At 35.5% G+C, this 22272-nt stretch carries 28 protein-coding genes; 11 read left to right on the top strand and 17 right to left on the bottom strand.

All coding sequences use genetic code 11. The features are described 5' to 3' along the window. Positions 1-20: 20 nt before the first annotated feature. Together modB and modA are read right to left on the bottom strand one after the other, a co-directional pair. Positions 21-701, bottom strand: coding sequence for a molybdate ABC transporter permease subunit (modB, locus tag J2Z40_RS01555; RefSeq protein WP_066394373.1), 681 nt, complete (start codon positions 699-701; stop codon positions 21-23). Next, on the bottom strand, positions 682-1500 hold the full coding sequence (gene modA / locus J2Z40_RS01550; RefSeq protein ID WP_066394374.1) for a molybdate ABC transporter substrate-binding protein: 819 nt from the start codon (positions 1498-1500) through the stop codon (positions 682-684). Before modA ends, modB begins: the two co-directional genes overlap by 20 nt. Positions 1501-1841: 341 nt before the next feature. Between modA and J2Z40_RS01545 the strand changes: the two genes are divergently transcribed. Together J2Z40_RS01545 and J2Z40_RS01540 are read left to right on the top strand one after the other, a co-directional pair. Further along, on the top strand, positions 1842-2777 hold the full coding sequence (locus J2Z40_RS01545) for a substrate-binding domain-containing protein (RefSeq protein WP_066394376.1): 936 nt from the start codon (positions 1842-1844) through the stop codon (positions 2775-2777). Between the two features lie 101 nt (positions 2778-2878). Next, positions 2879-3478 (top strand): SCO family protein, encoded by a 600-nt coding sequence (locus tag J2Z40_RS01540; protein WP_066394379.1) that lies wholly within the window; start codon positions 2879-2881, stop codon positions 3476-3478. A 197-nt stretch (positions 3479-3675) separates the two neighbouring features. Here J2Z40_RS01540 and J2Z40_RS19940 read toward each other — a convergent pair whose 3' ends face one another. Further along, on the bottom strand, positions 3676-3810 hold the full coding sequence (locus J2Z40_RS19940; protein WP_281064424.1) for a hypothetical protein: 135 nt from the start codon (positions 3808-3810) through the stop codon (positions 3676-3678). Between the two features lie 194 nt (positions 3811-4004). Beyond that, on the bottom strand, positions 4005-6371 hold the full coding sequence (locus J2Z40_RS01535) for a penicillin acylase family protein (RefSeq protein WP_066394382.1): 2367 nt from the start codon (positions 6369-6371) through the stop codon (positions 4005-4007). Positions 6372-6558: 187 nt separating this feature from the next. Between J2Z40_RS01535 and J2Z40_RS01530 the strand changes: the two genes are divergently transcribed. Further along, complete coding sequence (locus tag J2Z40_RS01530) at positions 6559-8178, top strand: ABC-F family ATP-binding cassette domain-containing protein (RefSeq protein ID WP_066394384.1); 1620 nt, start codon at positions 6559-6561, stop codon at positions 8176-8178. Positions 8179-8278: 100 nt separating this feature from the next. Here J2Z40_RS01530 and J2Z40_RS01525 read toward each other — a convergent pair whose 3' ends face one another. Continuing rightward, a complete protein-coding gene (locus J2Z40_RS01525) occupies positions 8279-8407 on the bottom strand; it encodes a YuzL family protein (protein WP_083953899.1) in 129 nt (42 codons plus the stop codon). Positions 8408-8514: 107 nt separating this feature from the next. On the opposite strand from J2Z40_RS01525, the gene J2Z40_RS01520 reads away from it, so the two are divergent. Beyond that, positions 8515-8757 carry a YkuS family protein gene (locus J2Z40_RS01520; protein ID WP_180316774.1) on the top strand — a complete coding sequence of 81 codons (243 nt, stop codon included), beginning with the start codon at positions 8515-8517 and terminating at the stop codon, positions 8755-8757. A gap of 113 nt (positions 8758-8870) precedes the next feature. Here the strand turns inward: J2Z40_RS01520 and J2Z40_RS01515 are convergent, their stop codons facing one another. From J2Z40_RS01515 to J2Z40_RS01505, 3 genes are all read right to left on the bottom strand, one after another. Next, entirely contained in the window at positions 8871-9464 is a 594-nt protein-coding gene (locus tag J2Z40_RS01515) for an NADPH-dependent FMN reductase (protein ID WP_066394391.1), read from the bottom strand. Positions 9465-9514: 50 nt separating this feature from the next. Next, positions 9515-9949 (bottom strand): MarR family winged helix-turn-helix transcriptional regulator, encoded by a 435-nt coding sequence (locus J2Z40_RS01510; RefSeq protein WP_066394392.1) that lies wholly within the window; start codon positions 9947-9949, stop codon positions 9515-9517. An 88-nt stretch (positions 9950-10037) separates the two neighbouring features. Then, a complete protein-coding gene (locus J2Z40_RS01505) occupies positions 10038-10565 on the bottom strand; it encodes a YceI family protein (protein WP_066394394.1) in 528 nt (175 codons plus the stop codon). 333 nt (positions 10566-10898) lie between these two features. Here J2Z40_RS01505 and J2Z40_RS01500 point away from each other — a divergent pair, with 333 nt between their 5' ends. Beyond that, a complete protein-coding gene (locus J2Z40_RS01500; protein WP_066394396.1) occupies positions 10899-11351 on the top strand; it encodes a cupredoxin domain-containing protein in 453 nt (150 codons plus the stop codon). 583 nt (positions 11352-11934) lie between these two features. On the opposite strand, the gene safA is transcribed toward J2Z40_RS01500, so the two are convergent. Continuing rightward, positions 11935-12561 carry a SafA/ExsA family spore coat assembly protein gene (gene safA / locus J2Z40_RS01495; RefSeq protein ID WP_083954002.1) on the bottom strand — a complete coding sequence of 209 codons (627 nt, stop codon included), beginning with the start codon at positions 12559-12561 and terminating at the stop codon, positions 11935-11937. Between the two features lie 234 nt (positions 12562-12795). Between safA and J2Z40_RS01490 the strand changes: the two genes are divergently transcribed. After that, complete coding sequence (locus tag J2Z40_RS01490; RefSeq protein WP_066394400.1) at positions 12796-13527, top strand: urease accessory protein UreH domain-containing protein; 732 nt, start codon at positions 12796-12798, stop codon at positions 13525-13527. Between the two features lie 106 nt (positions 13528-13633). Then, positions 13634-13888, top strand: a complete 255-nt coding sequence (locus J2Z40_RS01485) for a DUF2651 family protein (protein WP_342590310.1) — start codon at positions 13634-13636, stop codon at positions 13886-13888. Between the two features lie 98 nt (positions 13889-13986). On the opposite strand, the gene nadE is transcribed toward J2Z40_RS01485, so the two are convergent. Continuing rightward, on the bottom strand, positions 13987-14811 hold the full coding sequence (gene nadE / locus J2Z40_RS01480) for an ammonia-dependent NAD(+) synthetase (RefSeq protein ID WP_066394402.1): 825 nt from the start codon (positions 14809-14811) through the stop codon (positions 13987-13989). Positions 14812-14837: 26 nt separating this feature from the next. Then, complete coding sequence (locus tag J2Z40_RS01475) at positions 14838-16298, bottom strand: nicotinate phosphoribosyltransferase (RefSeq protein ID WP_066394403.1); 1461 nt, start codon at positions 16296-16298, stop codon at positions 14838-14840. A gap of 197 nt (positions 16299-16495) precedes the next feature. Between J2Z40_RS01475 and J2Z40_RS01470 the strand changes: the two genes are divergently transcribed. Further along, positions 16496-17077: a biotin transporter BioY gene (locus J2Z40_RS01470; protein WP_066394405.1), complete on the top strand. Its 582-nt coding sequence runs from the start codon at positions 16496-16498 to the stop codon at positions 17075-17077. Positions 17078-17103: 26 nt separating this feature from the next. Here the strand turns inward: J2Z40_RS01470 and J2Z40_RS01465 are convergent, their stop codons facing one another. After that, the gene (locus J2Z40_RS01465) at positions 17104-18033 is read right to left on the bottom strand and encodes a lysylphosphatidylglycerol synthase domain-containing protein (protein WP_245349931.1); all 930 of its coding nucleotides are present in this window, start codon (positions 18031-18033) and stop codon (positions 17104-17106) included. A 112-nt stretch (positions 18034-18145) separates the two neighbouring features. Between J2Z40_RS01465 and J2Z40_RS01460 the strand changes: the two genes are divergently transcribed. Both J2Z40_RS01460 and yidC read left to right on the top strand, forming a co-directional pair. Continuing rightward, positions 18146-18442, top strand: a complete 297-nt coding sequence (locus J2Z40_RS01460) for a hypothetical protein (RefSeq protein WP_157087821.1) — start codon at positions 18146-18148, stop codon at positions 18440-18442. A gap of 24 nt (positions 18443-18466) precedes the next feature. Further along, a complete protein-coding gene (gene yidC / locus J2Z40_RS01455) occupies positions 18467-19234 on the top strand; it encodes a membrane protein insertase YidC (protein WP_066394409.1) in 768 nt (255 codons plus the stop codon). A gap of 19 nt (positions 19235-19253) precedes the next feature. Here yidC and crcB (J2Z40_RS01450) read toward each other — a convergent pair whose 3' ends face one another. Further along, positions 19254-19625: a fluoride efflux transporter CrcB gene (gene crcB / locus J2Z40_RS01450; RefSeq protein ID WP_066394410.1), complete on the bottom strand. Its 372-nt coding sequence runs from the start codon at positions 19623-19625 to the stop codon at positions 19254-19256. Continuing rightward, positions 19626-20006: a fluoride efflux transporter CrcB gene (crcB, locus tag J2Z40_RS01445; protein ID WP_066394411.1), complete on the bottom strand. Its 381-nt coding sequence runs from the start codon at positions 20004-20006 to the stop codon at positions 19626-19628. A 461-nt stretch (positions 20007-20467) separates the two neighbouring features. On the opposite strand from crcB (J2Z40_RS01445), the gene J2Z40_RS01440 reads away from it, so the two are divergent. Further along, on the top strand, positions 20468-21028 hold the full coding sequence (locus J2Z40_RS01440; RefSeq protein ID WP_066394415.1) for a YhcN/YlaJ family sporulation lipoprotein: 561 nt from the start codon (positions 20468-20470) through the stop codon (positions 21026-21028). A gap of 32 nt (positions 21029-21060) precedes the next feature. On the opposite strand, the gene J2Z40_RS01435 is transcribed toward J2Z40_RS01440, so the two are convergent. From J2Z40_RS01435 to J2Z40_RS01425, 3 genes are all read right to left on the bottom strand, one after another. Further along, positions 21061-21654 carry a GNAT family N-acetyltransferase gene (locus J2Z40_RS01435; RefSeq protein ID WP_066394417.1) on the bottom strand — a complete coding sequence of 198 codons (594 nt, stop codon included), beginning with the start codon at positions 21652-21654 and terminating at the stop codon, positions 21061-21063. An 85-nt stretch (positions 21655-21739) separates the two neighbouring features. Continuing rightward, positions 21740-21943, bottom strand: coding sequence for a DUF6501 family protein (locus J2Z40_RS01430; protein ID WP_066394419.1), 204 nt, complete (start codon positions 21941-21943; stop codon positions 21740-21742). A 17-nt stretch (positions 21944-21960) separates the two neighbouring features. After that, positions 21961-22227: a hypothetical protein gene (locus J2Z40_RS01425; RefSeq protein ID WP_066394420.1), complete on the bottom strand. Its 267-nt coding sequence runs from the start codon at positions 22225-22227 to the stop codon at positions 21961-21963. Positions 22228-22272: the final 45 nt, after the last annotated feature.

Genomic DNA, 22272 nt, shown 5'->3' with positions numbered 1-22272 from the left:
ATCTGCTCTTGCCACTTGTATTATTCTTGTTTTGTTCGGACAGTTAGCAACATCACAAAGGAAATAATGACAATTGAAATCACCCACATCCAGGCCATTTTCATATTGCCCGAGTCGATTGCTATATATATTGCTGTCGGAATTGTTTGTGTTTCCCCAGGAATATTACCTGCAAACATTAAGGTAGCACCAAATTCCCCCAATGCCCGCGCAAAACTTAAAATACTCCCAGAAATAAGTGCTTTCGAAGCTAGAGGAACAGAAATCAATAGGAAAATTCTCCATTCACTTGCTCCATCTACCCTTGCTGCTTCTTCAATGTCATGGTTTATCCCATGAAATCCTGATTTTGCTGACTGATACATGAGAGGAAACGCTACAACGATTGCAGCTATTACAGCAGCCCACCAAGTAAATATAATCGGTTGCTTGAAAAGCCATTCAATAAACTGTCCAGCTATGCTGTTTTTACCAAAAACTACAATTAGAAAAAAGCCAACAACTGTTGGAGGCAGAACCATCGGAAGCATGAGAAACGTCTCCAACACCGCTTTCCCCTTAAAAGACTTCCTAGCCATTACTCGGCCTGCCAATGTCCCTAATATTATAACTACCACGCCAGATATAGTAGCTATTTTCAAAGATATCCAAATTGGACTAAAGAACTCTTGCATAACTTCTTTATTTAATAGTAAATCCATATTCTTCAAATACCTTTAATGCATCGGCGCTTTGTAAATAATCATAAAATACTTTTGCAGCTTCATATTGTTTAGAATCCTTAATGACGCCAACAGGATAAATAATCGGTGGGTGAGTGGCAGTATCGGCGGAGGCGACTACTTCTACTTTATCAGAAACCAATGCGTCTGTTTTATAAACAATTCCAGCTTCAACGTTCCCTGTTTCTACATAGGATAATACTTGACGGACATCCTTTGCAAAAACGATTTTTGACTCTACCTCTTTCCATACCCCCGAATTTTCAAGAGATTCTTTTGCATATTTTCCCGCAGGCACAGTTTCAGGTGTTCCGATTGAAATTTTACTGACTTCTGCTTTTGTAAGATCTTCGAAGCCTTTTATCGATTGAGCATCCCTTGGGACAACTAATACGAGTTCATTTCCAAGAAGGTCTAATCCATCTTCCTTTGCAATCAATTCTTCCTCTACCAACAAATCAAACTTATCTTCTGCTGCTGAAAAAAATAGATCAACTGGTGCACCTTGAGTGATTTGCTGCTGCAATGAACCAGACCCTCCAAAGTTAAACTTTAACTTAACTTCAGGATTTTTTTCTTCGTATGTATGTTGAATAACATCCATTGCATCCTTTAAGCTAGCCGCTGCTGAAATAGTTAATTCAACATTTTTTTTGCTGTCAGATGCTGTTTTTGCTTCCTTCTTTGATACTTGGTCTGTATTCTCATTATTAGAACATCCTACTGCTAAAATCATTGAAAATACGAGAATACTAACGAATTTAACCCATTTGCACATGCCGTCACCTCATTATATATAATTAGTTATAACTGATTATAGTTTATTATAACTAATTATAAAAATAAACTATAAATTAATATATTTCAGTTCACCCTTAGGAATCTTCTTTATTGTCATGTTATAATATATATTCCACATAGATTTGAATTGCATTAGTAATATCAAGGAACACTGGCAATACATTCATATCATTTTCTACTATATTATAATTAAAACTTCGATTGTATGAAAACGATAAAAAGCAATCATAATTATACCTATTTATCACCCATTATAATATCATTGTAAAGTTACCCTATAAACATCATATCTAGTTATAATCAATGAGGAGTGATCGCATGAATAATAACTCATCATATACTATCGAAGAAGTATCTCAATTACTAAAGATATCTAAATTAACCGTTTATGATCTTATCAAAAAAGAAGAGCTAGTAGCCTTTAGAGTTGGCAGACAAATGAGAGTGGACCAACATGATCTTGAAAGATATAAAATAAAAAACAGAACGGGAATTGTACAGGAAGAACCCTTTATTTTAGGAAAGCAAAATGAGTCTAAAAATAGGAATACAAAACAAGTAGTAATAAGCGGACAGGACATCGTATTAGATATGTTAAGTAAATATATAGAGAAACATACTTCCCTTACGCCTTTAAGACTATATAATGGGAGCTTAAATAGTCTTGTTTCAATGTATTATGAAGAATGTGATGTTGTTAGTGTCCATTTATATGATGGGGAAACAGGTGAATATAATTCCCCTTATGTCAAACGCCTTTTAGTAAGTCAGCCTTTTATACAAATTAATTTAGTTTGTAGAAATGCTGGAATATATGTAAAAAAAGGAAATCCTCTGAACATAAAAAACTGGAATGATTTAACTCAAACACAGGTTACGATCGTCAATCGTGAAAAGGGCTCGGGAGCAAGAGTTTTACTGGACGAGCAGCTAAAAATGCTCGGAGTCTCTCCAAGGTCACTTATAGGTTATGAAAATGAATTGACCAGTCATTTTGCAATCGCATCAGCCGTTGCTAGCGGGCAAGCTGATGCGGGTGTAGGAATTGAAAACGTAGCAAAAATGGTGAATGTAGACTTTATCCCAATGATTAAGGAGCAATATGATCTAGTCATTTTAAAAACGAAAGAAAACGATGAATTAGTCAAAATAATAAAGGAAGCTGTTAACACTACAGAATTTCGCTCGCAATTAGAACAATTACATGGATATGACCTTAGTCTTACTGGAAAGGTTATATACGAATCATCTTAAAGAGATTTTATCTAATAATGTATGATTAAAATCACTTGTTCACATATTATCCATAGGATTTTCGATAAATTTTCATTATCCTTATAAAGGGAGGGTTAATAATGAAAAAAATGTATATTATTTGTTCAATTATCGTTGTTCTAGGCATTACAGCCGGTATTTCTTACTTCATCTTACGTGATATGTCATCATCAATACCAGAGGATATTTCCCTTGTTACAATGCATAATGAGGAATATGAATTTTCAAAATCAGATAACAAGCTTAAGCTAATTGAATTTATGTACACTCACTGCCCAGATATTTGTCCAACCACCACTCAACGAATGAATTTATTAAAAAATGATTTAGTCGCAGATGGTGTATTCGGAAAGAATATTGAATTTTTCACAATTTCAATTGATCCATATCGAGACACACCTGAAAAAATGCTGCATTATATGAATACTTTCGATATTGAAGATGATGGCAATTGGACACTTCTCACCGGAGACCAAGAAAATATTAAGGAAGACCAAGCTGAAATTCGTGAATTGGCTGAATCCTTTCAATTTCAATACCGTGATCCAGGAGATGGATTTTATGTTCATAGTACTTTTGTCTTTTTATTAGATGAAAATAATAAATTTATTAAGAAGTTCCCAATGGGTGAAGATTTTGATAAAGATAAAGTTTATAAAAAGATTATGAAAGAAATCTAAAACGGTTTCTGACTAATTTTTGACCTTACAAAAAAACCGTTGAACGATGATCCGTTCAGCGGTTTCTTTGTAAGGTCAAAACATCAATTTATTTTGCGAAAATGGTTTAGCTTAAGAAATCATTGTCTAGGATAGGCCACTCGTAGAATACGACAAGCACAGCCTTCATAGATAGACCTATCCTCCGTAATAATTTGCTAATTCGTTGTCGTAGTTAGCCTTTTACTTTGCGGAAGTGTAATAATCATTTTTGATCTTGGCTTAGTAAAACTCACATTAATCCCTGCTTGTTTTAATCGGTTTACTAATTCAACGAGCTGTTTTTTGGCCACAATAAAAACTCCTTTTTTATCCTGCCTGTATGGTTTTATTGTACATGAAAAATATGAAAAAACTATGAACAATTAGTCATTTATTTAAATAATATTTTACTTTTTTTAATGTGAAGTGCATCTTAATCTTTTGATTCTTCCTTCATTAAGTGATGCGGTAAATAACGATGCTTACATCATTTATTTACTTTTTTCTATGGTTGCAGGATCAATTTATCCCCGCTTGCTTTCGTTATATTCGTTTCGTGATAATCTCCATCAACCCATGCGTTCATTTGATTATGATAATTTTGGCTTAAAGGATGGCCTGATTGTCCTGGGCCAACAAGGTGATAGCCTATATTCATATCTGACGTATCGATGACAAAACGCCAAGAGCCCCCATGATTGACCGTTCCATCATCTTTATTTGCTGCAGCTTGAACGGTCACAGAGCTTCCCCCTACTGGGATTTTCCCTTCTTTATTAAATAAATAATTCAATGGTTTCATGCTTGATAATGAATGTGGGAAGTAAATTTGGTGATAGTCTCCCCACTTCCATTTTGAGAGCTTATCGCCTTGCAGTTCCTTCCCTTCAGCAAGTGCCAGCTGTAAGGCCTCTTGAAGGACATTTTCAAGACCACCATGCTCTGTGATCCAAGGTCCATTCATTCCTTTGTCCGCCCTTCTGATGAGTTCATCAACGGCTTGCTTTTGACCTTTAAATAGATCTCTCATTTCTGGTGTTATTTCATCCTGAAACAAGACATCTGCTATTTTTTTCATCCATAGATTGAAAATAAGTGGTGCTGCTTCACCTTTGTTGTCAATGTAGTCCCAACTTTCTAAGATGGAGATGGCTTCTTTCTCCTCGTCGTTTATTGAGGATTGTAGATGACTGACAAATATAGGTACAAATTCCTCGGCTTGAAGATTTTTCGTATCCATTTGCAAGTCCATCATGTCATTTGCAGTTAGCTTATCATCTGTCTTTAGGAATTCTTGAATCCTCATTTGTCTATATGGCTGCGCCCAATCATTACTAATATGATAAGGATAGCTCTCATTCATAACTTTGTTATTTGCTGTTGAAATAAAGCCTTCATCAGGATTTATTGTTCTTGGCAGCTCATCATACGGGATATATCCTTCCCATCCATATTCATCTGTCCAACCTGGTACTGGTAGAAGCCCTTGTCCTTTTTTACGGATTGGAATCTTTCCGTTTGCTTTATAGGCAATTGTTCCATCCTGTGAGGCGAATACAAAGTTTTGAGCAGGAGTATGGAATAGTTCTAAGGCTGTTTCAAATTCCTCCCAGTTTGTTGCTTTATTCATTTCAATAATCGCTTCAAGTTCAACAGAAGGCTCTAATGCAGTCCACTGCATTGATAGGACTTCTTCCTTCCCACTTTCCTCTGCAAATTCTGAAATGACTGGTCCATGACGTGTAATTGTAACCTCGTAATCAATTGTTTCCCCACCCTTTACTTGAATAGGTTCTTTTAAGACGGTGGCATCCTCCCAGCTATCATTAAAAAGGAATTGCTCTGGGTTATCTGGGTTTCTTTTTTCAATATATAAATCTTGTACATCTGGTCCAGTATTTGTTACTCCCCAAGCAACATGTTCGTTATGACCTAATATAATTCCAGGTATTCCAGCAAAAATGACGCCACTAACATTCATATTAGGTGATTGCAGATGCATTTGATACCAAATGGATGGTGTGCTTAATGACAAATGAGGATCATCTGCTAAAAGCGGCTTGCCCGATGCAGTTTTTTCTCCACTAACTACCCAGTTATTACTGCCATTAAATTCTGGAGGAATAATAGCTGAAGCTAGAGTTGCTTCAATGTCCAGCTGTACAGAGCCAATAATGTAAGGTGCTTCTGCTGGATAGGAAGGAAAAAGGTCGTATGCCTTTTCTTCTGGGAATTGCTGCAATAAATAATATCTAAATGCTTGATTTTCCCAATGTCCTCCTAGGTCATACGCCATATATTTTCCAATCGTGAGCGAATCAATCGGTGTCCAAAGTTCTGGCTCATAGCCTAATAGTTTAAATTCTACTGGCCATTTTCCGTTACTCTCAAGTTCTTTTATAAAAATATTTACGCCTTCAGCAAACCAGTCTAAAATGTCCTTTGCCTCACCAGAGTATTGTTCATATGAAGCTTCTGCTGCACGTCTTAGTCCAAGTGTACGAAAATATTTATCGTTATGTACCGTTGCCTCACCAACTACCTCACTTAACCTTCCTGATGCTTGCCTTCTGCTTAAATCCATTTGAAAAAGGCGGTCTTGTGCTTGAATATATCCTTGAGCAATATATAAGTCTCGTTCATTTTCAGCTAAAATATGTGGCACTCCAACCTCATCTCTTGTTATTTCTACTGCAGAAGTTATTGAACCAATCTTCACCTCACCGTTTGTTTGCGGCAATGAACGTGAGATGTATATATAGAGTCCGATTATGGCAATAAGAATCATTGTGCCAATAATAGCAAGTGACCATATGGAGAGTTTCTTCCAATTCACCTTTGCCTTTGTTTGTGTTTGCTGTACTGCTTCCATCTCTGAAATATCCCCTTTCTATTTTTAAAGCAATCTATCTTTTTTTATTCGCTTTATTTTCAGGAACATCCTTCTTTTTATCTAAAATTTCTGATTATTATTTTAATTAGCTTTTATTAAAATTAGCGAATCCACCCTAAAAATGTTATAATTAATCAGATTATGTATTTTGGAGGAATATAAATAGATGATAACTGTTAGTAATGTCGGTCTTCGTTATGGTGATCGCAAGCTATTTGAAGATGTAAATATTAAATTTACACCAGGAAACTGCTATGGTTTAATTGGTGCAAACGGTGCTGGGAAATCAACATTCCTAAAAATTTTATCTGGAGAAATTGAATCCCAATCAGGCAGTGTTCATCTAGGACCTGGTGAACGATTAGCTGTATTAAAACAGAACCATTTTGAGTATGAAGATTTTGAAGTATTAAAGGTTGTCGTTATGGGACATGCCCGCTTATATGAAGTAATGCAAGAGAAAGATGCTATTTATATGAAAGCTGATTTCACTGATGAAGATGGCATGAAGGCTGCAGAGCTTGAAGGTGAATTCGCTGAACTTAATGGTTGGGAAGCAGAATCTGAAGCAGCGATCCTTTTAAAAGGCCTAGGCATCGGAGAAGAATTCCATTATAAGAAGATGGCTGATCTTTCTGGTTCAGATAAAGTAAAAGTTTTACTTGCGCAGGCTTTATTCGGTAAACCTGATGTCCTTCTACTTGATGAGCCGACTAACCACTTGGATATTAAAGCGATTCAATGGCTAGAAGAGTTCCTTATTAACTTTGAAAATACAGTAATTGTCGTATCCCATGACCGTCACTTCTTAAATAAAGTATGTACACATATTGCGGATCTAGACTTTGGTAAAATTCAAGTTTATGTCGGTAACTATGATTTCTGGTATGAGTCAAGCCAATTAGCTTCTAGAATGGCTCAAGATGCGAATAAGAAAAAAGAAGAGAAAATAAAAGAGCTTCAAGCGTTTATTGCTCGCTTTAGTGCGAATGCTTCTAAATCAAAGCAAGCAACATCTCGTAAAAAGCTTCTTGATAAAATCTCACTTGATGATATTAGACCATCTTCCCGCCGTTATCCATATGTTGGCTTTTCACCTGAGCGTGAAATTGGCAATGATCTTCTTCGTGTGGAAGGGATTAGTAAAACAATTGACGGGGTTAAAGTACTTGATAATGTGAGCTTCATCATGAATAAAGACGATAAAATTGCTCTTGTTGGGACAAATGAGCTAGCAAAGACGACTTTATTTAAGATTTTGTCGAATGAGATGGAAGCGGATAGTGGAACATTCAAATGGGGCATTACAACTTCACAAGCTTATTTTCCTAATGATAACTCAAAATTTTTTGAGAACAGTGAATTAAACCTCGTTGATTGGCTACGCCAGTTCTCCCCTGCTGATGAGAGTGAAAGCTTCCTAAGAGGATTCCTTGGTAGAATGCTTTTCTCAGGAGAAGAAGTGTTAAAGAAATCTAGCGTGCTTTCCGGTGGAGAAAAAGTTCGTTGTATGCTATCAAAAATGATGCTTAGCGGAGCAAACGTCCTTATGCTTGATGAACCAACAAATCACCTAGACTTAGAATCAATTACAGCCCTAAATAATGGTTTAATTAATTTTAAAGGTTCGTTGATTTTTGCATCACATGACCATCAATTCATTCAAACGATTGCAAATCGGATTATTGAATTAACGCCAAATGGCATGATTGATAAGCAAATGACATATGATGAGTATTTAGAGAATAGTGATTTGCAAAAACAAGTAGCGGAAATGTACAAATAATTAATATAGGAAGAAATCGGCGATTAAGCCGATTTCTTTTTTTAATGACGCCGTACTCATAGCATACAATTCTTCAACCAAACCATACTTGTTACATATCTTATTTTTTCTTTTTATGTCTTGCAGAGGATGAGGCATATCCACCCGTTTCGGTATTTGTTGTTCCCTGACCCTTTACTTCTGGCGAGCTTAATCCCGCTGTAGAAGGATCCTTCTTCCGTTTCTTCAATATGTATCACCTCCTCCCTTACTTTCCCATATTCTCTCCAATTTTATTCTTAGAATAAAAGTAGGTATTGTTAGGCAATCTATATGTCGGAGGAGGTGTAAGAGATAATGAAAAAAGTAGCGGTAGAACAATCATTAACAAATATTTCAGAGGCACTCCGTGAAAAGGGATATGATGTAGTAAATCTTCAATCAGCTGCTGATGTGGAGAACTGCTCTGCTTGTGTTGTAAGTGGGTTAGATTCAAACGTTATGGGCATGCAGGATGCGATGACAAAAGCACCTGTCATAGAGGCAAGCGGCCTAACTGCGGATGAAGTTTGCCAGCAGGTAGAACAGAGGTTGCAATAATTCGTTTGGCTTTTTTAAAAGAGACTATTTAATAAGTCTCTTTAAGCAAACAAGTGAAGAATCCTATGCTGATTCTTCACCTGTTTTTGATTATTTAAATATCTTACGATTAATTATCTAATTGTAAATAATGCTTTAGACCATGGGATTAATTGGTCTAACATTTGATTTACTGAGTCTTCTTGCACAGCTTTTGGTTTAAAGTCAGTGCCATTTTCAAAATCAGTAAATAATGATAATGCAGGATGAACACGTACGTCTGCAACTAATAATTCGCCTAGAATGCCACGCAGATGCTCAGCTGCACGTGCCCCACCTACTGAACCATAAGATACGATTCCAGCTGCTTTATTGTTCCATTCATCACGCAAATAGTCTAAAGCATTTTTTAGTGCTGCTGTAATCGAGTGATTGTATTCTTGAACGATGAATACAAAACCATCTTGAGCTGCGACTATTTCTGACCATGCTGCTGCTCCTGATGCATCCGCACCTGCCTCACCAAGTAATGGCAGCTTATAGTCTGCAATATCAATGATTGTATAGTTAGCATCCCCGCGTTTATCTGCAATTTCTTTCACCCATGCCCCAACTTGTGGACTCACACGTCCTTCACGTGTAGAACCTAAAACAATTCCAATGTTTAATTTTGTCATTGTTTCTTCCTCCCCTTTTTTTACTCCAAATAATTTATTTAAAAAACCCATTTATTTCACCTCAATTAAAGTATCTTGATTTCAAGATATATAACCATAAATTACAGTTGTTTCGCTTTACAACCAACTTGTTTTAATAATGTAACTACTTGCATCATTTGATTATTATCTAAATTAGTAAAAACTTCACTAATTTTCATTACATGTTTCGGAAATATTTCATCCATCAATGCTTTCCCTTTACTTGTTAATACAGTATAGATGACACGTCGGTCTTCTGGACACCCTTCACGCCTTACGTACTGTTTTTGTTCTAACTTGTCTATAACATAAGTAATACTGCTGCTGGAAATAAGAACCTTCTTTCCAATCATTTGAATCGGTTGATTTCCCTTATGGTATAAAAGTTCTAATACAGAAAATTCCGTCGGATTTAATCCATATTTTGCAACATCTTTTCGAATGACTTCATGAATAGCTTGGGAGGCACGAAGAATGACAGTTACAGCTTTTAATACATCATTAGCTAATTCCATTCGTAAAACCCCCTTCATAACTACAAGTGAATGATGCTAAATTTAACTTCTTCTAAATTCAACATCATTCTAAAAAACTTGTAGAACGTTAAGCTGCTGGATTTATTTCTAATTCAACTTTAATTTTAATCTCTTTTCCTACAAGTACTCCGCCTGTTTCAAGTGCTGCATTCCATGTTAGACCAAATTCCTCACGGTTAATTTTAGCTTCTGCTTCAAAACCGTAAACTTCAACTCCCCATGGGTTTGTTCCTTTGCCCCCAAATTCCACATCAAATGTTACTTGCTTAGTAACACCTTTAATCGTTAAATCACCAGTTACTTTGTAGTCTTCTCCATTTACTATAATACTTGTCGATTTAAAATCAATTGTAGAGTTGTTTTCTACATCGAAGAAATCTGCTGATTTTAAGTGATTGTCACGATCCTCATTTCTTGTGTTAATACTTGCAACATCAAAAGAAAATGCGATCTGTGCTGTCGTTAAATTTGTTAAATCTTCTGCTTCAACATCCGCTGTATACGATTCAAATTGACCTTTCACTTTTGATACCATCATGTGTTTTACTTCAAAACCTACTAATGAGTGTGATTGATCTACTGTCCATTTTGCCATTTTATTTTCCTCCAATTTGAATATTATTATTTTCATCTCGAATTCGAGATATACAGTCAAAAAAAAGATAAGTGAGTGGTCGTTAATACTTTGAATTCATTTATCTTTAACTCGAGATAAATTTATCATATATCTTAATGAATTGTCAACTCAAAAAAATATATTTATAGTTTTTTTATAACGACTATTTTATTTTCGGCATAACCATCTAGCTATCTTCGTTTTTAAAGTGAAGTTGAATAGAATTTATATTTTTTTATAAAAGTAGACAAGTATCCTCCTCCTACCTGCATATCTATAATATTGGACAAACAATTGTAAGGGGGAGAAATAATGCCATTTTTTGTATTGAAAAAGCGTTCAGTTATTTTGTTTCTTGTTTTAATTCTTGGTATGGCATCCGCATCAGTTTGGTTATTTATGAATAAAGAAGCTGAATCCGTTTTTAGTCAGGAAACAAATGGAGAAGTTCGAGAGATTCATATGGTTACAGGGGAATTCAAAGCAACTCGAGCAGATGGGAAAGAAATTGAATCATACCGGTGGGATCCAGGGACCATTTTTGTTGAAAAAGGTGAAAAAGTAAATTTAATGATCTCTGGTGTGAATGGCGCAGAGCACCCATTTTCGATTGAAGGAACAGATATTAAAGGAGTTGTGAAAAAAGGCGAAGAAACGGTCGTACCTCTGCAATTTAAAAAAGATGGCGTCTACCGCTTAATTTGTCATACCCACCATGATAAAGATCAAAATGGGCCGATGATTGCATATATTGTAGTAGATTAATACTATTTGAGCTAAAAATAAAAAAGCACCGGACAGAAAAATAAGTAGTTCAGTTATTGTGCAGATAATCTAAAATAACACATTTGAATCCACACAATAAAGCTCAGAGCTTATATGGCTCTGAGCTTGTCTTTTTTGAATACTTTTTTTGCGGACTGAGAATCCCTTATTCTGCAAATAGACTCCTATTTCATCACAGTTGCGGACACGAGTTCCTTTATTTATTCCAAATCACACAAAATAGCTTCAAAGTAACTAAATAACGGAACGTGAGTCCGTTTACTTACAAAAATCATAGGTTTTTACTGAAATAACGGAACGTACATCCGCTTATATTTCCTAATGTCAAATAACAACCGTAATCGCATCAAAAATAGTCAACGGACAACAGTTATTGTCATCCAGATAATAGGTATACTATTTCAAATGATCATTCGTTAATGAAAACAAGGGGAACCCTTACATATCAACAAAAAAACCGAGTATAAATCCTTTCCGTTTTCATACTCGATTTCAAATGTGATTTCTAGTGTTTCTCCACTTTATCTGAACTACTTAATAGAAAAATCCAGTGCTTTTTCATTTATTTAGTAATAAACATTTGGGTCCAATAATGGCTGTAAGATCCACCCTTTACATAACCTACACCGATTTCAGTATAGGTGCTTGAAAGGATATTTTTTCTATGCCCTTCACTGTTCATCCATGCTTGAACAACTTCTTTAGCAGTTGATTGTCCGGCTGCAATATTTTCTCCAGCAGAGCGGTACGTAATTCCAAAGCTCTTCATCATTTGGAATGGAGTTCCATAAGTTGGGGAGTTATGGTCGAAGTATTTTCGATCTAGCATATCTTGAGATTTATATCTTGCTACTCTAGCAAGCTCCCAATTTGATTTTAATGGCTGTAGACCGTTCTTCGCTCTTTCCTGATTAACTAGTTGTACAACCTCCTCTTCGATATTCGTTGTGAGGACTGATAAAGTAGGGATATTTAGTTTTTGTCCCGGATAAATCAAGTCTGGATTAGGAATTTGCGTATTTGCATTGATGATTTCAGAAACACCTGCTTCATATTTCACCGCAATTTTCCACATCGTATCCCCTGACTTTACAGTATGAACGGTCGATGCGCTTGCATCATAAGAAATTCCAAAGACTAGTGCGACAGACAACATAAGAATGAGAGATATCTTTTTTAATGTATTCATATTCATATTAAAACAAATTCTAGCAAACTAGAAAACCGGTAATTACTACCTGTAAGAGTATTTAGGAAAATTGAACACTTCAAAATTATTTTTATCAAAATTATAACACAACTAGATTTTTCACTAAATTTATGAAAATAGCTTAATCAATATAAATTTGTTGTGAAAAATGTAACATTTCCTTTCATGAATATTTGATAGTATAAAGATAATCATTTACTCGGAGGACAAACAATGTATCAACTATTAAGTGAACTATCACAAATGCTCAGCAGCCCTTTTCTCTCAATTGTTGAAGAAAGCAAAGAAATTCCTCTTCTTGGTGCCTTTATTCTTGGATTAGTAGGTGCCTTAGCACCTTGCCAGCTAACCGGAAACATTGGTGCGATCACCTTTTATGGAAATAAAAGCATTCAAACGAAAAATCAATGGTTTGAGGCTTTCTTCTTTATTTTAGGAAAAATAATGGTTTTCAGCGGAATTGGATTTTTCGTGTGGCTCCTTGGTCAAGAACTGCAGTTTTTGTTGCCTCAATTCTTTTCTGTGTTTCGTAAATTAATGGGGCCATTATTCATATTGATGGGGCTTGTACTAATGGGATTTATTCAATTAAAATGGGTGACAAAAATAAGCAGGAAGGTCCCTGAATTTAAAGGAAGTGGGAAATTAGGATCCTTTTTAATGGGCGCAATGTTTTCAATTTCATTTTGTCCTACAATGTTTTCGTTGTTCTTTTTTGGACTCATGCCTCTTGTATTGAGCTCATCTTATGGAGCAATCTTGCCTCCAATTTTTGCAATTGGCACATCTGTTCCTCTTATTGTCTTTTTAATGATTATCTTTGTAATTGGTGTCGACGGTGCTTTAATGAGAAAAAGCAGGAAAGCTGGGAAAGTCGTACAGCAGATAGCAGGATTGCTCCTTTTATTTGTCGGAATAATGGATACGATCACCTATTGGGGATAGTCAAATGTATATAAAGGGGCATTTATAAAGAGTCTTTTCGTAAAATTTTTAATGTTTTATGAGATGACTCAGTAAGACTTCGCATGAAATAGTTCAGTTTACAAAAATGGAAGGTGATAAAATGGAGTTTATCTGGGTATTAGTAGTATGTCCTATTATAGTTGCTGTCACTTCAATTATTGGGTACATTTTAGTAAGAAGATGGTTTGTCATGCCACTTATAACTTTCATTGTGTTTACCATCTTTACTTTCACTATCTTTAATGAAACTTTCATTATTTGGGTTGTAGTTTATACAATTCTCTCAGTCATAATTAGCTTAATGATGAAATTTGTTAAGGATTATATTATTTCTAGTTAAGTAGGAGAGGATCATTAAAAGTTCATTTTGAACATTCTGAATAAAGACATAAAAAATCTGCGCCTCTATTTGTTAAAAAGAGAGGCGCAGATTTTATTTTACTTCCACCAATTATCAAACATAGACGCAGGGATTTGTCGTTTATGTTCCGTTATTAAAAAACGTTTTTCAATTTTTTCAGCAACTTCAAGACCGACTTGTTTGCCTTCAAGATAATCATCTAGTTCATCATAAGTAATGCCGAGTTCCGTTTCATCTGCTTGCCCTGGTTTTTGGTCTAGAAGATCAGCTGTTGGTACTTTTAAATAGAGTCTTTCATCTGCACCAAGCTCTTGAAGCAGTAATCTCCCCTGTCTTTTCGTTAATCCAGTTAATGGAGTAACATCTGCTCCCCCATCTCCATACTTTGTGTAGAATCCGGTTACTGCCTCTGCTGCATGATCAGTGCCAATGACTAATAAGCCCTTTTCTCCACCAAATGCATATTGGGCAATCATTCTTATTCTAGCCTTAACATTCCCTTTTTGATAATCACTTAAGTGTTTTGCCTGTACAATCATATCGTATTCCTTTTGAACCTCATCTACCGCTGCTTTAATATTGAATGTAAATTCATGATCTGCTTGGATAAACGATAAAGCTAATTTTGCATCGTCCTCATCCGCCTGTAAACCATAGGGTAAACGAATGGCAACAAATTGGAGATTATCAAATCCCTCACTTCTAAGTTCTTCAATAGCTAGTTGTGCGAGTCGACCTGCAAGTGTTGAATCTTGGCCTCCGCTTATCCCTAATACATATCCATTTGATTTTGTACGAATGACATACGATTTAAGAAAGTCAATGCGCTTTCGTATTTCCACTTTTGGATCAATCACGGGACTAACATTCAACCTTCTCATAATATCTTTCTGTATAGACATTTCTCTTCCTCCCAATCAATCAATTCCTACATTTTTTTCACTTTTATCTTTACCTCTTCAATGAGCCGCATTTTGTTATCCCAACACTTTTGACTAAGGTCTACTGGATATTCCTCTGGATTAAGTGAACGTCGGTATTCATCCCAAAGCAGATTTAAATTCTCTTTTGTAAATTGCTGAATTTCTGGCAGGCTAGGCAATGAATATACGAGCTCTCCATCAATAAAAATGTCCTTGTGCAGTTCCTTCGCTTCAAAATCCGTTACATACTTCGTAATATATGTATGAACAGGGTGGAACATCTTTAGCCGTTCCTCCCCTCCAGGGTTTTCATCCTGCAAAGCGATATAATCCCCTTCTGATTTTTGATAGTGATTATTAATAATACGGTACACTTTTTTGTTGCCAGGTGTTGTCACTTTTTCAGGATTTCCACTGATTTTTATCGTGTCAACCATCACACCCTCTTCATTTTCAATTGAAACAAGCTTGTAGACGGCCCCAAGTGCTGCCTGATCATATGCCGTTATTAATTTTGTCCCAATTCCCCAAATATCAATTTTCGCTCCCTGCCCCTTTAAGTTCAAAATTGTATATTCATCTAGGTCATTAGAGGCAACAATCTTTGCATCAGGGAATCCAGCATCATCAAGCATTTTTCGAGCCTCTTTCGAAAGATAGGCAAGGTCACCGCTATCAAGTCGGATCCCTATAAAATTTATTTGATCTCCAAGTTCTTTTGCCACTTTTATTGCATTAGGTACGCCTGATTTTATCGTATCGTATGTGTCAACTAGAAAAACACAATCTTTATGTCTTCTTGCATATTTATGAAAAGCAATGTATTCGTCCTTATACGCTTGGATGAGCGAATGTGCATGTGTACCAGAAACAGGGATACCAAACTTTTTACCTGCTCTCGTATTAGAGGTTGAGTTAAAGCCACCAATAAATGCTGCTCTAGCTCCCCAAACTGCTGCATCCATTTCATGAGCACGCCTTGTACCGAATTCCATTGCTGCTTCTTTTCCAACTACTTCCTTAATGCGTGCTGCCTTCGTAGCAATTAAGGTTTGATAATTAATAATGTTAAGTAGGGCTGTTTCAATTAACTGTGCTTGAGCCAGTGGCGCCTCAACCCTTATAATCGGCTCATTGCCAAATACAAGTTCTCCTTCTTCTAATGAGCGAATAGAACCTGTAAATGTTAATGACCTCAAGTAAGAAAGGAAATCTTCCTTATAATTCAATTGCTCTCGTAAATAGGCAATATCACTATCTGTAAAATGAAACTTCTGGATATATTCAATGACCCTTTCAAGTCCGGCAAAGATCCCATACCCGTTCCCGAAAGGAACCTTACGAAAATATAATTCAAATACAGCCTTTTTATCATGAATCTGATCATCCCAATATGTTTCAGCCATATTTATTTGATATAAATCGGTATGTAATGTAAGACTGTCATCTTCAAATGATGTGTGCATATAGGAACCCCCTGCTTTATGAATATACTATATTTTATCCTGTGTTACTTGTAATTACCCATTCATACATAGATGAGTTACATTCTGATAATTCTCAAAATACCAAAAAAGTATTGACAACAGGTTAAGTAACCATTAAATTATTAATTGTTAACTATAATTAATAATTAGTTAACATATAGAAAGGAGATACATACATGACAAAAGAACAATTAAAATTAAGATCAATGATTGTTACAGCTTTATTCGCCGCAATTATCGGTATTATGGCCCAGCTAATCATTCCACTTCCACTCGTTCCAATTACAGGACAAACATTAGCCATAGGATTAGCTGCAACAATCCTTGGTTCAAGGTATGGCTTAATTTCTGTCCTATTATATTTAGCCATTGGTTCTGCAGGAGTACCTGTTTTCGCAGAATTTTCTGGTGGCATTTCAAAATTAATCGGTCCGACTGGCGGATTTTTAGTAGGTTTTATTCCAGCTGTTTTTATTATCGGATATTATATGGAGAAAACCGGATATACCTATAAAAATGCAATGATTGCCAATACAATTGGCATGCTGATTACATTAAGCTTCGGCAGTGCTTGGTTAAAGATATCTGCAGACCTTTCATGGATGGCTGCATTTGCCAGCGGCTTTACCCCTTTTGTTATTGTAGGACTAATTAAAGCAGCACTTGCCTCGTGGATTGGGATACTAATTAGACAAAGACTTATTACTGCAAAGCTTTTAATCCCTGTTCATACAGTAGAAAAAGAAAAAAGCTTTTAAAAAATGGAGCTGTTGCAGCAACAGCTCTACTTATTTTTATTAATAAATTGATGCAATACAATCGGTGTTCCTAGTAATGCAGGTATTATATAATAGCTTAAGCGATAAAACATAATGATTAGTAAGCTTAGCTCAGCAGGGACTCCCTTCGTTTCCATCCCAATTAAAAATACGAGGTCAAATGACCCGATCCCCCCAGGAATCATACTAATAATCCCTGCACATGCAGAAATAATTACAATTGGAAATATGATTGAAAATGGGACTGTCACACCTAATAATTGAGCAATGCCCCAAATACAAATGACAACAAACAACCATTCGAACATAGAAATCGTTACTAGTTCGCTCATGTTTCCGCGTTTCAATTGCTTTAAATTCCAAAAGGAGTTTGTTGACATAAATAACACAATTAAAATCGGTGCATATGCTGCCACAGCCCAAACCGCCAGCTTAATAAATTTTACTTCTGCGTATACATGTAAGTCTGAAAAGACAATGAACCAAGAAAGAATGGAAAGACCTGTTAAATAAAATAAGGACAGCTTTGCAATGATTTGAATATATGGCGTGTCATCCGTTACATATCTTTTATAATAATATGTCCGTAAGGTTGCTCCTGCTATCCCGCCGAAACCAACGAGATTGGAAAAAGCATTGGCTGATAACGAATAAAAGACCAGTTTTCTTTTAGGAATATGAATATCAAAAATCTGCAATAATATTTTATCATAAAAAAACATAGGCAAAAGAGATACTAAGCCAAGGATTACGATGAAGATTCCTTTTACTAGTGAAAGCTTGTCTGTATAACTTATAAGAATCTCCCAATCAAAATCTTTGAAAATTTCCTTCGATTCATAAAAAAGGAAGAATAAAATGAGAATTGGAAAGACAATTTTTAATACTGTGAAAAGATTTTTATACTTATAGAACAAAATACCCCACCATTCCAATATTTTCTATCCTTCTATTATAATAGTACTCTACCTTTATGTGTTCAATTAATTGCTAAATTGGCAAATGTCCTCTATAATTTTATACATTGGTCTAATAACCAGAGGTGAAATGATGTTTGAAATTATTATGGATCTAACGAATATTCCAACTGAATATACGATTTATATTAGTTTTTTAATTGGACTAATTGGCAAATTCATTTGGGTATGGAAAATTGACTATCATTTAATTCACACAATAAAAACAAAAAATGAAATCGATTCTTCGATAAAAATAGCTTTTCAGAAAAGTCTTGATCATACATTTGTTAGCCCGCTATTATGCTGGATAACGAAATGCATTCGAAAAAAGGATTATTCTGGTGATGACACTGAAGGTATTAACTCCTCTCTTTTGACTGAATAGTTAAAAATAGAAGGAGTTGTATTAATGAATAAGAAAAATAGTTATTTATTTGTATTCATTACAATAATTGCCTTGCTTTTATCAGGTTGTCAGGGACAAAATGGGCAAAGTTCAAATGGTTTTTTTCAACAATACTTAGTTGAACCTTTCGCCAATTTAATTCATTGGGTTGCTGTTCTTTTTCATGATAATTATGGGATAGCCATTATCATCATCACAATAATCATTCGACTCATTTTGATGCCTTTTATGTTGAAGCAAATGAAAACACAACAAACGATGAAACTAAAAATGGATGTACTAAAGCCAGAAATGGAAATCATCCAGAAAAAAATAAAAGAAACGAAAGACCAAAAGGAGCAGCAAAAGCTTCAGCAAGAAATGTTTGCGCTCTATAAGAAGCATAACGTGAACCCACTGAATATGGGATGTCTGCCTATTTTAATTCAAATGCCAATCTTAATGGGCTTTTACTATGCGATTCGTGGATCAACTGAGATTGCCACACATTCCTTTTTATGGTTTAATCTTGGTCATTCAGATATATGGATTACTGCATTGGCAGGAATTGTTTATTATATTCAATTTAAGGTTTCACAGTCAAATATGCCCGCTCAATCACAGCAACAAATGAAGTTTATCGGTTTACTATCTCCAATTATGATTGTTTTTATTTCACTAAATGCTCCAGCTGCCCTCCCTCTATATTGGACGGTTGGTGGGATCTTTTTAACAATCCAGACCTTTATCGGACGCAAGCTTTATAAAACTGAAAAAAGCGTAGATAATTAAAAGGGAGCATAGCGTATAGCTATGCTCCTTTAATTATTTTCCCTCCAATTATTCCGATGGTTGTTAGTACAATTCCTCCACTATACGTCAAAAGAGAAAAAAGTATAGCCGTATTCTTTTCTTTCTTTTCAAAAAGTTGAATGCTTTCCAACTTAAATGTTGAAAAAGTAGTGTATGCACCAAGAAAACCAGTACCAAGAAGCAAGTTATATTCATTACTCTCACTCAATCCAAATAGAAGACCTAGCAGGAAAGACCCACTCAAATTGACCGCCATTGTTCCATAAGGTTTTTGATCGAGAAAAAGCCTTTTCATCACATTTGTTACAACATACCGACAAATTGCTCCAAAAAAGCCACCAATTCCAACGAGAAGGAATGGAAGAAGCATTTATACCTTCCCTCCTCTTCTTATATCAAAATATCCAATAGAAGCAGCAGCTAAGCCACCAATCATGCTAATCATAACGTAAAGAAATGCATAAAAGTATGCACCTGATTGGAATAGAATGACTGTTTCGAGGCTCAATGCTGAAAAGGTTGTAAAAGATCCAAGTAAGCCAGTACTAATAAATAAAATAAGGTTTTGGTTCAACTGTTTCTTTTGTCTCATCTTCCTTGTGAAATAGCCAAGAAGAAAAGCACCAAGTATGTTAGCAATTAATGTTCCAAAAGGGAAAGAATCTCCTTTAAAGCTGTCATTAAAGAAAGAAAAACTATATCGAAGAATACTGCCAAACATTCCACCGATTCCAATCAAAAAATAAGCCATTTATAATACCCACTTTCTACTTATTTCCCTCCATATTTTAGCATTAAAATGGAAGAATGCTTTATTTTTTAAGGCTCTTTTCTAAAAGATTGTTGTTTTTATAACAATTGTTAGAATGAATGGTTTACCAAATAAGTCGGTTGATTGGAGCGGAAGGTGCGAGATCCTCGAAAATGCTGTCGCATTTCCTTCGTGCGGTGTGAATTCCAAGAAGCCTACTCAATGTCCTGCGGGATGCGTAGGACAGCTGAGACCTAAGCAGGAGCGATTGCTCCGAGGAGGCTCAAGCGGACTACCCCGCGGAAAGGGAGCACACGTACGCGGAAATCAACCTTTACCAAAATTATGTAGAAAATAGCAACAATGTTTACGAAAACAGCCTTTTTTAATGAGATAACTTGAATGAAATGATCAAAAAGAGGAATGATATTAATGAATTCAAGTTTAAAGGAGGTCTACTTATGAAGAAACTGTTTTTCCTATCAGTGTTAACTGCCATCACTCTTTCCGCTTGTGGAATGAATAATAATAACAATTTGGATGATACCGCATTACGAAACCAAGATGTATCTGATCCAATCCGGGTGAATAATAGGAATCGACATACTGATACTAATAACTTAGCTGATCGTGAACCATTGCTTCGTGTACGAGACAATGCAAGAAATGTGAATGAAACCCCAAAAATGCGACTAGCTGATCAGGCGGCAGACAAGATTGCTTCAATGCCTGAAGTAGAACAAGTGAGTGTAATTGTATCCAATGATAATGCTTATGTAGCTGCAGAGCTATCTAATGGGGTAGAATTAACTAAAAAAGTTGAACAGAAAATAGCCGACCAAGTAAAGTCTGTCGATCAACAGATAGATGATGTATATGTTTCAGCTAATCCAGACTTTTATAATCGAATGGCAACATATTCGAATCATATTCGGAACGGGGAACCAATTGAAGGCTTCTTTGAAGGATTTGCCGATACAGTGCGAAGAGTTTTTCCAACAAATACGAATAATAATCGTTAAAAATTGATTAGAGAAGAGGATTACTCCTCTTCTCATTTTCTTTCCAATTTTATGATTAGCTCTTTTTTTACATTTGGCCATTCTTCTTTCAAAATGCTGTAGTAAACAGTGTCGCGCACATATCCATCTGAAATGATTCTATCTTTGCGCAGCACGCCTTCTTTAACTGCACCGATACGAGCAATTGCATTCTGAGAGCGAATATTTCTTGAATCAGTTTTGAAAAAAATCCGATTTAGCTGCCAATTTTCAAAGGCGTGGGTAAGCATTAGAAATTTACACTCTGTATTCACTTTTGTTCCCCATACGGAAGGGCTGAACCAAGTGAAGCCAATTTCAGCACTTTTGTTATCGGGTGAAAGATCAAGGAAACGGGTACAGCCGACAATTTCATTTCTTTCTTTAAGTATGACTACAAACGGATATTGCCTACCATGCTTTCTCTCTTCTAAAGCTTTCATAATTTCAGCAGATAACTTTTCCTGAGAACTAATTTGTGTAGCCATATATGTCCAAATTTCCTTCTTACGTGAAGCTGCCCATAATTCTTTCTCATGGTTTTTCTCTAATGGTTCAAGCCGAACAGTATCACCTGATAATGAAAACAACTCATTCCATAAACCCATAAATATCCACTCCCCCGATAGCAACAATCTATTGCCGTAACCGTTATAAAAAAACTGTCAGCGATTTGCCGACAGTTTTCTACAATTACGCTTGCTGGAAATAGTCTTTATAAAAACCGCCGACTTTTCCGGTATTATCTATAATAAAATAGAATTCTTCTGTTTCGTTCTTCACTTCATAAACTTTTCCTTCTGTAAGTGCTCTATTGACAATATATTTTGCCGCATTTGTGTGAACACATTTTACTTTTTTAACTGTTTCTTTTTCATGCCAATTCTTATGAATCATTGTAGCCACTCCTTCATCTATTCTACTATATAGTATAATGAAGTCGGACTACTTGCCGCAAGATGATTCTTCTGTTTTGAATACGCTTTTATTTGATAATGAAATTTTTTACGAATGGTTTTGATTTTTTCTTCTTCAAAAGTAAATATTTCTCTTGTCACAACATTCATCAAAGTAATGTAAGTAATCGTGCATATATGGTCCAATCGAATAAACTCGAGAAATTCAAATGTCTCATCCTCATAAACAACTTCAATATACTGATCATTTTCAGTATGCTTCATTAGATGACCCTCTTTCTAAGAAGATGGTAATAATTTATTACCACC

It is taken from the genome of Cytobacillus eiseniae, assembly GCF_017874625.1.
GTDB lineage: Bacteria > Bacillota > Bacilli > Bacillales > Cytobacillaceae > Cytobacillus > Cytobacillus eiseniae.
Note: the sequence above shows the minus strand (reverse complement) of the source record. Positions and strands in the feature narration are given on the sequence as shown.